Annotated in this window: 11 protein-coding genes and 2 pseudogenes; 6 read left to right on the top strand and 7 right to left on the bottom strand. The window is 69.6% G+C overall.

Annotated features, from left to right (window positions below; all coding sequences use genetic code 11):
• Window positions 1-100 precede the first annotated feature (100 nt).
• The 3 genes and pseudogenes from ACIGFK_RS34045 to ACIGFK_RS34035 all read left to right on the top strand — a co-directional run.
• Window positions 101-631 (top strand): hypothetical protein, encoded by a 531-nt coding sequence (locus ACIGFK_RS34045; protein ID WP_400054918.1) that lies wholly within the window; start codon window positions 101-103, stop codon window positions 629-631.
• A gap of 195 nt (window positions 632-826) precedes the next feature.
• Window positions 827-1,291 (top strand): DUF2199 domain-containing protein, encoded by a 465-nt coding sequence (locus ACIGFK_RS34040; protein WP_376656879.1) that lies wholly within the window; start codon window positions 827-829, stop codon window positions 1,289-1,291.
• Between the two features lie 56 nt (window positions 1,292-1,347).
• Window positions 1,348-1,581, top strand: a pseudogene (locus ACIGFK_RS34035) (hypothetical protein); the annotation flags it as partial.
• 19 nt (window positions 1,582-1,600) lie between these two features.
• On the opposite strand, the gene ACIGFK_RS34030 reads toward ACIGFK_RS34035, so the two are convergent.
• The gene (locus ACIGFK_RS34030; RefSeq protein WP_400054917.1) at window positions 1,601-2,986 is read right to left on the bottom strand and encodes a Fic family protein; all 1,386 of its coding nucleotides are present in this window, start codon (window positions 2,984-2,986) and stop codon (window positions 1,601-1,603) included.
• A 201-nt stretch (window positions 2,987-3,187) separates the two neighbouring features.
• Between ACIGFK_RS34030 and ACIGFK_RS34025 the strand changes: the two are divergent.
• Window positions 3,188-3,351: pseudogene (locus tag ACIGFK_RS34025) on the top strand (ATP-dependent helicase C-terminal domain-containing protein); the annotation flags it as partial.
• 46 nt (window positions 3,352-3,397) lie between these two features.
• Here ACIGFK_RS34025 and ACIGFK_RS34020 read toward each other — a convergent pair.
• The 3 genes from ACIGFK_RS34020 to ACIGFK_RS34010 form a co-directional block, all read right to left on the bottom strand.
• Window positions 3,398-4,051, bottom strand: coding sequence for a hypothetical protein (locus ACIGFK_RS34020; RefSeq protein WP_400054916.1), 654 nt, complete (start codon window positions 4,049-4,051; stop codon window positions 3,398-3,400).
• Window positions 4,052-4,305: 254 nt separating this feature from the next.
• Entirely contained in the window at window positions 4,306-4,692 is a 387-nt protein-coding gene (locus tag ACIGFK_RS34015; RefSeq protein WP_400054914.1) for a hypothetical protein, read from the bottom strand.
• A 434-nt stretch (window positions 4,693-5,126) separates the two neighbouring features.
• Window positions 5,127-6,359 (bottom strand): IS701 family transposase, encoded by a 1,233-nt coding sequence (locus ACIGFK_RS34010; RefSeq protein ID WP_400055002.1) that lies wholly within the window; start codon window positions 6,357-6,359, stop codon window positions 5,127-5,129.
• A 178-nt stretch (window positions 6,360-6,537) separates the two neighbouring features.
• On the opposite strand from ACIGFK_RS34010, the gene ACIGFK_RS34005 reads away from it, so the two are divergent.
• Entirely contained in the window at window positions 6,538-6,855 is a 318-nt protein-coding gene (locus tag ACIGFK_RS34005; RefSeq protein WP_386468689.1) for a hypothetical protein, read from the top strand.
• Window positions 6,856-7,041: 186 nt separating this feature from the next.
• On the top strand, window positions 7,042-7,593 hold the full coding sequence (locus ACIGFK_RS34000) for a YciI family protein (protein ID WP_376656837.1): 552 nt from the start codon (window positions 7,042-7,044) through the stop codon (window positions 7,591-7,593).
• 243 nt (window positions 7,594-7,836) lie between these two features.
• On the opposite strand, the gene ACIGFK_RS33995 is transcribed toward ACIGFK_RS34000, so the two are convergent.
• From ACIGFK_RS33995 to ACIGFK_RS33985, 3 genes are read right to left on the bottom strand one after another with little or no spacing between them, the layout of a single operon-like run.
• Window positions 7,837-8,667: a hypothetical protein gene (locus tag ACIGFK_RS33995; protein WP_400054912.1), complete on the bottom strand. Its 831-nt coding sequence runs from the start codon at window positions 8,665-8,667 to the stop codon at window positions 7,837-7,839.
• Window positions 8,664-11,153, bottom strand: a complete 2,490-nt coding sequence (locus ACIGFK_RS33990; protein ID WP_400054910.1) for a WD40 repeat domain-containing protein — start codon at window positions 11,151-11,153, stop codon at window positions 8,664-8,666. Before ACIGFK_RS33990 ends, ACIGFK_RS33995 begins: the two co-directional genes overlap by 4 nt.
• Window positions 11,150-13,282, bottom strand: coding sequence for a hypothetical protein (locus tag ACIGFK_RS33985; protein ID WP_400054909.1), 2,133 nt, complete (start codon window positions 13,280-13,282; stop codon window positions 11,150-11,152). The genes ACIGFK_RS33990 and ACIGFK_RS33985 overlap by 4 nt, the downstream gene beginning before the upstream one ends.
• Window positions 13,283-13,379: the final 97 nt, after the last annotated feature.

Raw genomic sequence — 13,379 nt, 5'->3', positions numbered from 1 at the left:
GACGGCCGTTGGCCGTACTGCCCGGCGCCGCCTGAAGCCGGCCGGCCCCATGAAGGTAGGTTGATCACCAGCTTGCTGAAGGCCCTGGGGAGGAGCTGCTGTGACAGAGGTCGAGATCCCGGGGCCTGAGCCCGACTGGCAGCCGGCCACGCAGCCGCCCTACGGCACCGGCAAGAACCCCGCCTATCAGTACAGCATCTGGGAACACTCCGCTCCGCTGTTCCAGATGATCGGAGTGCTGGCGTTGTCGGTGCAGCCGGTCGCCCAGCGGCTGCGTCTGCATGTAGAGCGGTCCTGGGACGGGTTGGACGAACTCGACGTCGTCCTGTTCCGGCTGGACGGGTTCAGTTTCGCGATCAGCAAGCACGACGGCAATCCGCTCGGCGTCTCGTACGTCTGGCTCACCCAGCCGCACGAGCAGGCCGGCATGGCCCTGGACACGCTCCTGGCAGTGGTCGGGATCGACGAGGAGGCCGTCACATTCCGCGGAGACCCTCGCGAAGATCCAGTAGAACAGACCGCCACCGCACGGGATGCCGGCTCTCCCGACGGAGTCTCCGGCACCACCTTGCCGACCTCGTTGTGGGCGAGGTTCCGGCGCGCGATCGGCACGACATCACCCACCCCGTAGTCACCCTCGACGCTTGACAACGGTCATCGGGAATCGGTCACATGTACTGCAGCGGAGCGCGGCAGCCCGCCCGCAAGGAGAGAGGCGCACTCCCAGGAGAAGCGGGAGCGTAGCCCGTCGCTAGGCTCCGGCACCATGACCAGTGATCACGGATTCACCTGCACGTGTTGCGGGGCCCACCACTCCGACGTGCCGATGAACTACACAGCCGAAGCCCCGGCCGTGTGGGATCCGGCCTTCGCCGAGGCCGACGACTGCCTGCTGTCCTCGGACCAGTGCGTCATCCACGGGCAGTACTACTTCGTCAAAGGCATGATCGAGATACCGGTCATCGGCAGCGGCGAGACGTTCTCCTGGGGCGTGTGGGTCTCGCTCAGCCGTGAGAGCTTCTCCCGGGCCGCAGATCTGTGGGACACCCCCGGCCGCGAGGCCGAGGAGCCGTACTTCGGCTGGCTCACCACCGACCTGCCGGTCTATCCGGCCACGACCCTCAACCTGAAGACGCACGTCCACACGCGCCCCGTCGGTGAGCGCCCCTTCGTGGAGCTCGAACCCACAGACCACCCTCTCGCCGTCGAACAGCGCACGGGGATCACCCTGGACCGCGTACGGGAGATCGCCGCGGCCGTACTCCACCCTGGAGACGGCGAGCAGCAGTGACGGCTGACAAGCCGGAATCGCCAAACCCCGGTCGCGCCCGCCGGCTGAGCCGCAGGGGCGGTCCGCGCATCCTGGAGGCCGGCTGCCCCGAGTGGACGTCCGAAGGGGGCTGGTCGTTCCCGGCGGGGGACTGCAGGGTGTCCATGGCCTACGGATTCATGATCGGTCCCGACGGGGCCTTCGGGATCGATGCCCTCCGCTGGACGCCCCTGCATGCGAGTACGGACGACTGGGTGGAATCCCTGGCGCTCGCCGCGCCCGCCCGGCGCTGGGCCAAGACCTGTTGGCGCCATTCGCCGACGGAGGCGTTCACCGTGGTGCCGAGCCGGTCGATCCGGCGGCGCGGCGCCGGGTCTCCTCGAGATGGATGTTGATGTAGCGGACGAGGCTCAGCGGGTCCTGGGGGTTGTCGGCCTGGAAGGTGATGCGGCGCAGCAGGCCGACTCCGTCGAGTGCGATGCCCTCGCGGGCGAGGACGAAGACGAGGGCGAGGAAGGCGGAGCGGGCGTTGCCGTCGTCGAAGGGGTGGAAGAAGCAGATGTCGAGATAGACGCGGGCGGCGCGGGCGGTCAGGCCGAGAGGTCGGCCGGCGTCGGATGCGCTCTCGGCCAGGCATGTGTCGAAGCGGGCACGTGTGTCCGGTCCGATGCCGTAGCGCTCTCTGCTTCCCTTGGCGAAGGCGGGCAGGCTGCGGAACCGCGGCGGCTGCGGAGTGCCGAGAAGGTGCTGCTGCCAGCTGCTGAGCACTGCGAAGTCGAGCCGCGCCCCGCGTGCCGCGTCGGCTCGGAGCGACTCCAGGGCGGTGAGCAGGCCCTCGGCCCGGGCGGAGTCGATGGCGCCGTCGAAGGCCCGGATGTCCTCTGCCGCGCCGTCGCGGAGGGGCACCACCGGTCCGTCCGCGCCGCTGTCCGGGATCTCCTGCCACGGCACCGACTCGCGTACCGCGAGCCAGCGCTGCAGATGGTCCGGAGCCGGTATGTCCGATCCTGGTCCGCCGACGCCCGGATGCAAGGAGAGCGCCAGCTTCTCCGCGATGTCGTCGACCAGCACCGAATCGGGGCCGGTCCAGCTGCGGAAACGTCCACCGATCGCCGCGTCCACCAGCCCCCGCGCCACATCGGGCGCGACTCCCCACCGGCTGAGGAACCAGGTAAGCACCTGGTGGCAGTGGCCATGCCAGCCGCTGCCGCACCCGGTGCGGTCGACGACCTGCAGGATCAGATTCCGCGCCGCGCGCTCCCACAGGATCCGCTGGTCTTCGATGTCGGTCAGGTCCAGCGGGTACGCCTCGAACCAGCCGGCGAGGTCCTCCAGCCACTCGCGCCACTCGCACAAAGCGGCCTCGACACGGGCCAGTGTCTCTTCAGCCGTGGTGACCGAGTCCCGCGGGCAGCACCAGTTCCCTACCGGTCCGCCGTCGAAATCACCCTCGTCGTGCGACCAGCGCCACCCGACGGTCCAGCGGCCGTAGCGCTGGACGAGGGCGTACGACATGGCGTCGGCCCAGGACTTGGCCACGCCACTGCTCCAGGCGCTCATCGCGGGATCCCCGAAGGGGACGTCCGGGCGGATGGGGACACACTGGGCCGGGCCGAGCGAGAGCACGGTCCGCGCTACGGACGCGCCGTCGAACGCATGACGGGCGGGGTCCACCTCGTCCCAGCTCAGGCGGCCAGGTGCCAACTCAACGATCACCGCGCAAGCCTGCCACGCCCACCCGGCGCAGGTTCAAGTCGTTTTCCCCGGATCAGGAACGTGACGGGCAGGCCTGTGTTTGCTCCGCTCAATCGCGTAGCCCGGAGAAGTTCGAGAACCAGCCGTACTCGGTCCCTAGCCTCTTCGTCCGAACCGACTCCTCGTGCCGACACCGTCTGTGCCGCGGCCAACTGGGCGGGCCCCGCCACCGTCCACCTGCTCTCCCCGGCTGGGCACCCGGCCGCCGCCACCGGCGACCTCGCGTCGTTCTGGCACGAGGGCCACCGCGCCGTGCGGGCGGGCTCCGCGGGCGCTACCCCCGCCACCCGTGGCCGGAGGACCCGGCTGCGGCCGAGCCGGCCCGGCGGCTCAACACGCCCAACTGGGAAGCGCCAGGGACAGCTTTCGGGGTCAGCCGCCACCCGAGCCGGCCGAGGCCGAACCGCCGGAAGTCCAGCCGGAGTTGTGCTGCGTCGGCCGATCGCGCGTGCTGCGCTCGGTGCGCAGCGCCACCACGACCCCAGCCGGGCCGAGCAGGGCCTTCAGCGCGTCGGCGAGCGGCTGCGGGTCGCCGTCGAGCGGGAGCGCGAGCTGCTCCCGGACGCCCAGCAGGACGAGTTCCAGCTCGAGCGTGGAGACGGCCGGCTTGTAGTCCCCCTGGTACGGCTCCACCACCTTGTGCGTCAGCCGCACCTGGCGCAGGGTCTTGACGGGCAGCCAGTCGTCCGGCCCGGCGCCCCGGACCAACCGCAGGGACGCGGGCTCCCCGGCCGGCGCGAACTCCACCCGCAGGATGTCCCGGGCCCGGGAAGAGGCGTGCGCCAGCCAGCCGATCAGGTACTCCAGCCCGGCGATCACCCCCACCACCACGAACACGGTCGACGCCCGCGCCCCGGCCATCGCCATACCGAACGCGACGAGCAGGGTCAGCACGCCCAGAGCGAGCGGAGTCAACAGCGCCGGCCCCGCCGAGGTCAGCACGTTCCACACCGGCCCGGCCGGGCCGACGCGCAGGACCAGATCCGTCGAGTCGGGGCCTTGTCTCAGCAAGGGATCGGTGGCCATGCCTCCAGCGTAGGACCGGTCCGCAAGAGCGCCTCGACCATATCCGACCAATGGAGCACGACATCTGACGGCCCGTAGCCCACAGCCGGCGGGCGGGCGCGGGCCGGAATCGCCCTCGGGTCCGTCGCTGTGGTCGTGCCGGTCGGTGTCGTCATGCGGGGCGTCTGGGTCCTCGGCAACATCTGAGCCCGCGCCGCGCCCGGTGTGGGTGGTTGGCGCCCGTCGCGTCGTGGCCTCGGCACGGCGGGTGTGAACTACAGAGACGCGCGGGGCGCCCGGGCGGGAAGCGGGGCGGGGATCGCGACCGCTGGGGATGGGACGGCCATCGTCCGGGGCTGCGTGGCCTGCCCGGAGGGGATGGTCACCGAGAGGCGGGCGGCGTGGGTGTCGGCCGCCCGCGCCAGGGCTTGCAGGACCTGGAGGTCGCCCGGAGCGAAGCGGCCTGATCTGGCGGCCGCGGCCTGGAGGGCCTTGGCGCGCTCGGCGACGTCGCCGTACGGGCCGGCCGCCCGGCCGGGGGTGCTGTTGTGCGGCGGGAGTTGCTGCCAGGCGTCACGGAACGCCGTGACCCTGCGGTGGCCGGAACCGACGACGTCCTGGCCCATGGTGGTGACGGTCCACGCCTGGAAGTACGACGTCACTTCCTGCGCTGCCCGGACGGCGTCGGCGCGGGTGGCGTACGGGCGGCTGGTTGCCGGGCTGGAGGTGGAGTGGGCTCGGCTGCCGCGGCGGTGCTGTAAGTGAGGGCGGCGTCGGAGAGCTTCAGGAGGGCGTCGGCGGTGGGGAGGTCGCCCTGGAGGCGGGTCGCCAGTGAAGACGCGTATGCGGAGATCGCATCGCAGGCGCGGATCGACGCCGTCTTCCAGAGGCCTTGGAAGCGGAAGTCGGCGCGCAGGGCGTCCCAGTGGGAGCCAGGGTGACCGACTGGAAGACGGGTTCATCCCCGGGTGCGCGGGGAGCAGGGTTACTGGCCTGCCACTTTAAGTGGGAGAGGCAACGGTATGAAGCACTTCCGCCAGAACCGGCAATCCGGTAAATCACCTAGTACTCCAGTCGTAGATCGTGATCTTTGTGGTTATTGAGTGACCTGCTGTTGGTAGTGGCAGGCCCGTGCCCGGGCTTGATGGCGTCGTCGCCACTCGGACCAGCGGAGTCTGTGCATGACGGTGTGGACGGTCTGGGCGACGAGCGTGATGAACAGATGCTGGATCTCATTGCAGGTCAGCGGGATCAGGCCGTCCGGAGCTTGTTCTTGAGCACGTTCGTTGGCGGTGGCCGCGGCGAGGAATGCGTGCGCGACCATCGCGAGCGTGACCCAGCGGTGCCAGGACGTCCACCGCCTGACCTGGTGTTCGTCCAGTCCGGCGAGACCCTTGCTGGATTGGAAGGTTTCCTCGACCGTCCACCTGCGCCCGGCAACTTTCACAAGGGTGGACAGTGGCACCCGGGCCGCCGAGTAGCACCGGTAGAAGGCGAGTTCACCGGTTCGCCGGTTCCGGCGGACGAGCAGATGGCGGTGGCCGGGCCGGTCGTCGGCGATGTCGGCCAGGGCCCAGTCGTAGATGCGGTGTCCCTTGGCTCCGGTGCCGGGGGAGAGCTTCTGCCAAGCCCGTTTCGGCAGCATCCTGACCAGCGCGTCAGCGCGGAACTTGCCTGCGCGCGTGGTGATCTGATGGTCGCAGGCGACAGCGAGGACATAGCCGACCTCGCGCCCCTCCAGCGCGGTCCGAAGGTGCGGGTTGCTTCCGTAGACCTCGTCACCAGCCACCCAGGACGCGGGTACGCCGGCGTCCAGCGCACGGCTGATCATGCGGGCAGCGAGCGCGGGTTTCGTGGCGAAGCCGACGGCGTCCGGCATCCCGGCCTGTCTGCAGCGGGCCGCATCCTCGGACCAGGAGCGCGGGACATACAGTTCCCGGTCGATCGCCGCATGCCCACGAGGGGTGGAGTAGACGAGGTAGACAGCGACCTGGCTGTTCTCGATGCGTCCGGCAGTGCCGGTGTACTGGCGCTGCACACCCACCGTGGCGATGCCCTTCTTCAGGTCGCCAGTCTCATCGACGACCAGCACCGCGTCGTCGTGGTGCAACTGCTCGACAACGAATCCGCGGACGTCATCGCGGACCGCCTCGGCATCCCACCTGGCCCTCGACAACAGATGCTGCAGGCCATCCGGGGATGAGTCACCCGCGTGCTCGGCGAGCGTCCAGCAATTCTTGCGTGGCAGGTCCGACAGCAACCCGAGCACCAGCGCCCTCGCCCGGCGCCGCGGTTCCACCCAGGCGAACCGCCCCGCGATGCGGCTCATCAACACCTCGAACATGTCCTGCCAGCTGGCAAGATCTATGCTGTGACCCGCGGCCACTGCCTGATCATCTGTCTTCACACATCGATGATCACCAGTGGCCACATCCGTTCCCGGACCAGCCCCGACCAGCAAGATCAGGATCTGGGCCTGAGCACCAGTTCTGGAGTTGAATCGGCCGATGGACATGTTCTCCCGAGAGATCCGCATACCCCTCAACGAGGCCGTCGCAGTCCTGCAGGACCTCAACGAGTTCGTGGTTTCCCTCGACCGGCTCAGATCCCGCCAGGCATCCGGAACCGCTGACGAGTACACCGTCGGCAAATTCATCGATGACTGGGATGTCCTTCGACGATTGGCACGCGCGCGACACGCCATCAGCGTGGCGCTGGATGAGCAACTGAGCGAGGAAGAGAACGCCGAGCTCGACGCCCTGTGCGAACAGGGCCGCTTCTACACGGACAGCGTCGGCTACCCCTCCCCCGACCAGTCCAGCTGATACGGCAAGCGCACCAGGTCTCACCGTTTGAGACGGGAACCAGCCCGACCTGACTTGGCATCCCACCAACAAGATCACGATCTACGGCTGGAGTACTAGTCTTCGACGACTCGCGCGAGTCCGCCGAGTGGTCATCGCAGTGAAACCCCCTCGCTGTCGGCGCCTGTTCCAGGGAACACTGCGGCCATGGAGTTCCTCTGCTACCACCGTGACCGCACCGGCTCCCTGTCGCTCCGCTACGAACTGAACGATGCGCACTTGTCCTACATGGACGGATTCGCGGAGGAGATGATCGCCCGAGGGCCGACCTTCGCTGACGACGGCGAGACCCTCACCGGCAGCGTGCACATCCTCGACCTGCCCGATCCCGCTGCCGCCCGCGAGTTCGCCTTCGACGAGCCGAACTACCAGGCCGGCGCCTACCGGGACGTACTCGTGCGACGGTGGCGCAATGCCCTGGGGCGCACCATGTGGGACTTCCCCGGTGGCCGGACCGGAGGCCACCGATACCTGGTGCTCGGCCTCGGCACAGGAGAGGCCGCCGACCTCGCGCTGCCGCCCGAGCCAAGGGAGCTGATCGCCTACGGACCGCTGCTGTCCGACGATGGCACTCTCTGGCTGGGCACGGCTGCGTTGCTCCGGGCCCCGGACCCGGACACCGCACGCGCCATCCTCACACACGACCTGTACGCCGACATCGAGGTGCACAACTGGGAGTTCGGCGGGCGGCCGTCATGAACGCGGGCGCCCACCGATGCCATCGCCGGGGCATCGCGCTCTGTAGAAGAAGTGGCTGCCAGTGGGGAATTGAAGTGGCCACAATGGGGAGCTGAAGTTGCCACGGACGGGGAAATCCAACTGGCCGCTATCAGCCGTCGCCACCCGCACGCGGAGCCGGGCCGATGACCCGCGCCGTGCTGCGTTACGTCCCCCATACGATCCGGCACGCCCCGTCCGCGCGGAGGCGCTGCCCGAAAGGCGCTACCCGAGGAACGGAGCGAGCGCCTTGGCCGTGGCTGAGCACTTGAGGTAGGAGGCTGCCTGGTGGAAGCTGAAGGCGCCGATCCCCGACGACAGGTTCGAGTCGACGTCGTCGAAGTGCTTGGTGAGAGGTTGAGGGATGGCGACCAGGTCCCCCGGGTCGGCGATGTTGATCCAATGCCCCACCGTGTGCGGCCGTACTCCCTTGCCGGACCTGGGCGTGTGCTGGAGGTGCGGAAAGACGATGTCCGGCATGGCCAGCGGCGACCCGATGGTGAGCAGCACGTCGACCTTGTGGGCGTGCTGCCAGAGCGTGTCGTAGGCGACGACCGAGCCCAGCGAGTGGGCGATCAGAACCGTGGGCGACTCCTTGGCGATGGCGTCCGCCAGCCGCCGTTGCACCGTCTGGCGGGCGGGGGAGTGCAGGTAGGCGACGAGTTCGGGGAAGAAGGAGCCCACGAACCTGCGGACGAGTTTGCTGTCCAGCCCCTTGCGCTGGGCGACGGCGTCCGCGACCCAGCGGACGGGCGTCAGGACCCGGCCCTGCGCCTTGTTCAGGTCGAGGCCGTGCGCTTCACCCCATCGGCGCGCGGCGTCAGCGGCCTCGGGGGAGAGGTGGTCGAGGTCGTCGGTGGCGCCTTGGGCGGCGGGACCGGTAGGACGCAGCAGGTCCGCGTAGTACACCAGGCGCATGTCCACGGCATCCACGGGGACGGGCAGCTCCCGGTTGAGGGCCTTGTGCCAGACCGCGCCGAGGCGGGCGGCGGCCGCATCGGGGGTGCGCGCCGGGTCGTACTGGTTGACGCCGTGGATGGCGAGAATACGGGTCATCGGCTTCCTTCTGCTCGGTGTTCCGGCTGGGTCGGCCGGCTTGACGGGGCGAACACGGAGACCTCGCGCCCGTAGCCGATGGCCAGGACGCCGTCGGCGTGGGCGACGGTCTGGACGTAATCCGGGAGGTCGATGCGGTCGAGCTGGGCTCCGGTCGAGGTCTCCCAGATGCGGACGGTGCCGTCGGCGCTGCCCGAGACCAGGGCGTCCACGTGACCGACCCGGGAGAAGGCGAGTGAGCGCACGGAGCCCGTGTGGCCCAGCAGGGTGCGCAGCGCCCTGCCGTCCGCCAAGCGGTTCAGGGTGATCCGGCCGCTTTCGTCGCCTGCCGCGGTGACCGGCTCACCGGCGACCGATCCGATCGCCACCGCCTTGACGGGTGTCCCGAAGCGGTGGCTGTGCAACAGGCGCCCGGTGCGCAGGAGCATGGTCCGGCAGGTGCCGTCGTACGTTCCGCTGAAGACCACCGGTCCGTCTGAGGTCTCTGCGACGGCCAGTGCGGACACTCCGGCGTCCCTGCCACGCCCGGGCGGGGCGAGCAGCCGTGGTTCCTCACCAGTGCCCGGATACCAGACGGCCAGCGCGCCGTCGTTCCTGCCTGCGACCACCTCGAACCGGAACGGGTACGGGGCGAGGATGGCCAGCGTGGTGATTGCGCTGGGGCCGGGGTCCGTGCTTTCCCTCGGCTCCGACACGCCGTACTCCCACAGATGCAGCCGGCCCTCCTCGCCGCCCGCCGCGATCCAGGTGAACCCGCTGTGCGTGAGGACGCCGGCGGCCTGGAGAGGCTGCCCGTCCGGATCCGTGAACTCCCGTACGTTCTCGCCGGTGTCCGCGTCGAGCACCCGGATGGCTGCGTCGCGGCAGGAGGTGACGGCGTACAGCCGGCCGTCGATGCGGTGGAGGCCGAGGGTGCGGACCCAGTTCGGATGTTCGCCGGGAAGCCGACCCGTCCGGCGGTTGCGCAGGTCCCAGGTGCGCACGGTCCGGTCCTTCGACACGGTCACCGCCACCGGACGGGTGCCGGACAGTCCGGACAGGGCCGGCGCGACGCGGGTGACCCCACTGGTGTGGCCGGCGAGGACGTCCCGCAGTGCGCCCGTCTCCGCATCCCAGGAGCGGACCGTGTCGTCCTCCGAGGCGGTCAGCAGCACGAGGCGGCCGTCCACGGTCGTGGTCACGAGATCGGTGACGGCGCCGGCGTGCGCGCGTTCCTCGCGCAGCAGCCCGCCGGAGTCGAGGTCCCAGGTGCGCAGCATGCCGTCCCGGTGGCCCGCGACAGCCCGCCAGCCATGCGCTGACGGGTGGATCTCGATGGAGTCGACCTCGTTGCGCACCCCTCGGGCCGGTCGGCCCTCGGTGACGGCCGGGTGGAGCAGGGAGTGGACGAGCAGGCCGCTGTGTGCGTGGAAGGCCGTACAGGCTCCGCTCGCGTGGCCGACGACCGCCACGGTCTGGCCGGCGATGTCACGGGTGGCGAGGGCGGTGATCCGGTCCGCCGCGTCGCCAGTGCGGCGCAGCACGTCCCGGTACCGGAGCCCGCCGCCGGGCAGGGCGAAGGCGCTGACGTAGCTGCCCTCGGTAACGGCGAGCGCGAAGCGGCTGTTCCCTTCGCGGCAGGCGGCCACGAACCGCACCCGCTGTCCTGCGGCCCGCACCGGCCGGGGAGGTTCCGATTCCGCATGCAGGTCGGCCACGTACGGGAAGGTCTCGGTGGCCATGGCGATCAGACCGGAGTCGTCGATGGCGAGCTGCCTGACGGGGGATCCCACGGACACCGAGCCCATCAGACTGCCGGTCGACAGATCCCACCGGGTGACCCGCTCGCCGCCGGTCACCAGGACCGGCCGGCCGTCGAGAAGGGTGGAGACGAGGCTGGTGACCGGCGAGCCGTGGAGCAGCACGTGCCGGGTCCGGCCGGTGGTGAGGTCCCAGATCCGAACCGTGCGGTCCTTGCTGCCCGTTGCCGCCACCAGACGGCCGGCGACCTCGGTCACGGTCAGGGCGGTGATGGCCTCGGCGTGGCCGGTCATGGTGGCGCCGGCCGATGCGGAGACGTTGGTGGCGCTCGACCACACGCAGTGCCACGGAAGCACGCGGCCGCCCGGCAGGCGTTCCATGCTCGCCGCCAGCTCCCGGTGGCCGAGGCGCAGGGCGTCCAGGGCGAGGATCTGACGTCGCGCTCCTGGATCCACCCGCTGATGCCAGCTGACGGAGGCGCAGTACACGTCGAGCAGCTCCTGGATGAAGCCCCCGTACACGTCCCGGAAGGGGGAGAGTGCCGAGGTGACGGACCTCGGGTCTGCGTTCACGAGGTACTCGCCGTCGGAGAGGAGTTCGCCGAGCAGGTCGCCGCCCACCCGGGCCGCGTGCTCGGCGGCATGCCGCCGCAGGTAGGGATCGGCGAGGTCCCAGCGCCGGCCGGTGCCGTAGCGCGGCAGGCTGGACAGCAGCCGCCGGAAGACGGCCTCTTCGTCCCCGGTCATGACGCCGTCACCGGGCCCGCACCCGGTCCTCCCTCGCACTGGTCGGCGAGCAACCCGGCCAGCGGGCCGGGTCCGCCGCGCGGGCGGCTCCGCAGATGGTCCACCAGCTCCTGGTGGAAGAGCCGGTAGAGCGTCGTCCCGTGCGTCGGGTCGACGTCGTGCCGGAGGTAGAACGCCACGTGGTCCAGCGCCGAACGGACGTCGGCACGGGTCGGGTGCGCCTTCCGGGGATGGAACTCGGGCGCGACATCGGCGATCCGGTCGGCGGGCATTCCGCTGCCCGCGCTGAAGGCCAGGGCCGCGAGGACCGGGCGTGCCCACGGATGGGTGCGCTCCTCGCTCAGCTGTGTCTCCATCAGGGCGGCGAAGGTCAGGGGCAGTCCGCTGAGCGCGCGCTCGAGCTCCGCCTTGGTGACCGGGGCCGCGGCCTCGAGGTACCGGACGGACAGCTGGGCCTTGAGGAACTCTCCCCCTGCGGCGTGGCGCTCGATGTGTTCGGCCGCGCCCTCGGCGACCATGCGCCGCTCCTTCCCGCGGGTGAGGTAGGTGTCCGTATCACTGAGCATCTCGTTGATGTAATCGCTCAGGGCCTCCCTGAGCCCGGCCCGGTCGACGGCGTCCAGATTGACCAGCAACTGGCGGGCGTCACCAGCAGCCTCCGCCAGCTGGGGAAGCTTGTCCCAATAGGGACGTACACCCACCAGGAGCTGGCATGCCCGCCGCCGGCCACCGCCCCGGTCCTCCCGGTTCGCCAACGGCAACAGCAGCTCCACACTGATCTGGACGCTCTCCATGGCTTCGTCCAGGGCATCCACCACGATCAGAGGTTCCTCCGCCAGCCCGGCGACCGCATCGACCAGTTTCTGAGCGGTCCAGCCTTCCGGCGGCAGCGGAAGGTCGAGCTGGGCGGCGACCGTGTCGACGACCTGGCTCAGAACCATGCCCCGCGCGTGCACCGCGGCCACTCGGGACCGGGGATCGGGACGGAGCTTCTGCGGGATGCTCTGCATGACCGGCCTGAGTCCCTTGACCAGCTGCGGGTGGGCACAGCAGACCACGACGCCCAGCAGCGCGGACTTGCCCACCCCGGGACTCCCGGTGACGACGCAGAGCGTCGCACCCTCCTCCGCGCCCTCCTCGAGCCAGGCGCGGATCCGTTCCAGCTCCGCTTCACGACCCTTGAAGTGGCAGGTCGACTGGGCCTGCTGCGCGGTGTCGCGCCCGGACGCTCGTGACATGTAGTGATCCACATCGAGCGAGGGATGCACACTGCCGACGATGAAATCCTGCAGGTCCCAGTAGTTCTTCAGCTTCAGGACCGCTGAGAGGTCCTCGCGGAACCACGGGTTGGGCAGGAACTCGGTCGCGAGCCCGTACAGGTCGCTGGAGACGACCTCCTGCACCGGATGGCCCGCGTCCGTGGACAGCTGTTGCACCCGTTTGTGCACCGCGTCCTTGAACCAGGTGAGACGAACGAAGCGCTCGCTCGGGTGGATCTCACTGTGGCCCTGAGCCAGGCCTTTGAGGACGTCGCTGACCGCCTGGGAGAAACGTCCTTCCCATGCCTGCTCGTCGGACGGGCAGGCCGCGATGACGAACGCACGACGGTCCGGGAAAGTGATCTCCCTGGTCCAATCGATGCCCACCCCGCTGTGGCAGACATCGAGCAGCAGCAGGATGCGCCCGAAGCCCATGTCCACCTTGGTGAGGAAGTCGTGGATCCGGAAGACTGACTGAGCGACGAGCCGGTGGTCCGAAGGCAGTGAGTCCGTGGCCACGACACACAGGTCCTTCGCTCCCCTCAGGATGAAGCCGTGGCTGAGGACGTGGACGATCGCATCCCCGCCCTCCGTGATGTCGCTCAGCAACCGCTCCATGCGACGGGCGACCGCCGAGTGGTCCGGGTTGTGCAAATGGTCCGGAGGACCCGCCAGGACTCCCGACAAGCGCTCGGCAACGAGTCCACCGAGGTGCTCGGCGAACTTGAGCTCTTCCCAGGTCGACCGTTCCTGTGGGTCTTCCTGGTCGTCGTCCTCACTGTCCTCGCCAGTGTGCGCAAGTTGGAACTTGGACATCGAAAGGACCACGGCAAGGTCCTCGGCCTTCCCCGGTAAGTCGTCCCCAGCCACGCTTCACACCTTTGCCGCCTCGCCCGTGATCGCCGCAGAACAGGCTAGGAGACGGAGTGATGGCCGGAAGGGGAATTCGGAGATTTCCTCCTCGATC

This window comes from Streptomyces sp. NPDC085524 (genome assembly GCF_044541755.1).
Taxonomy (GTDB): domain Bacteria; phylum Actinomycetota; class Actinomycetes; order Streptomycetales; family Streptomycetaceae; genus Streptomyces.
This window is presented reverse-complemented; position numbering and strand designations above follow the sequence as displayed.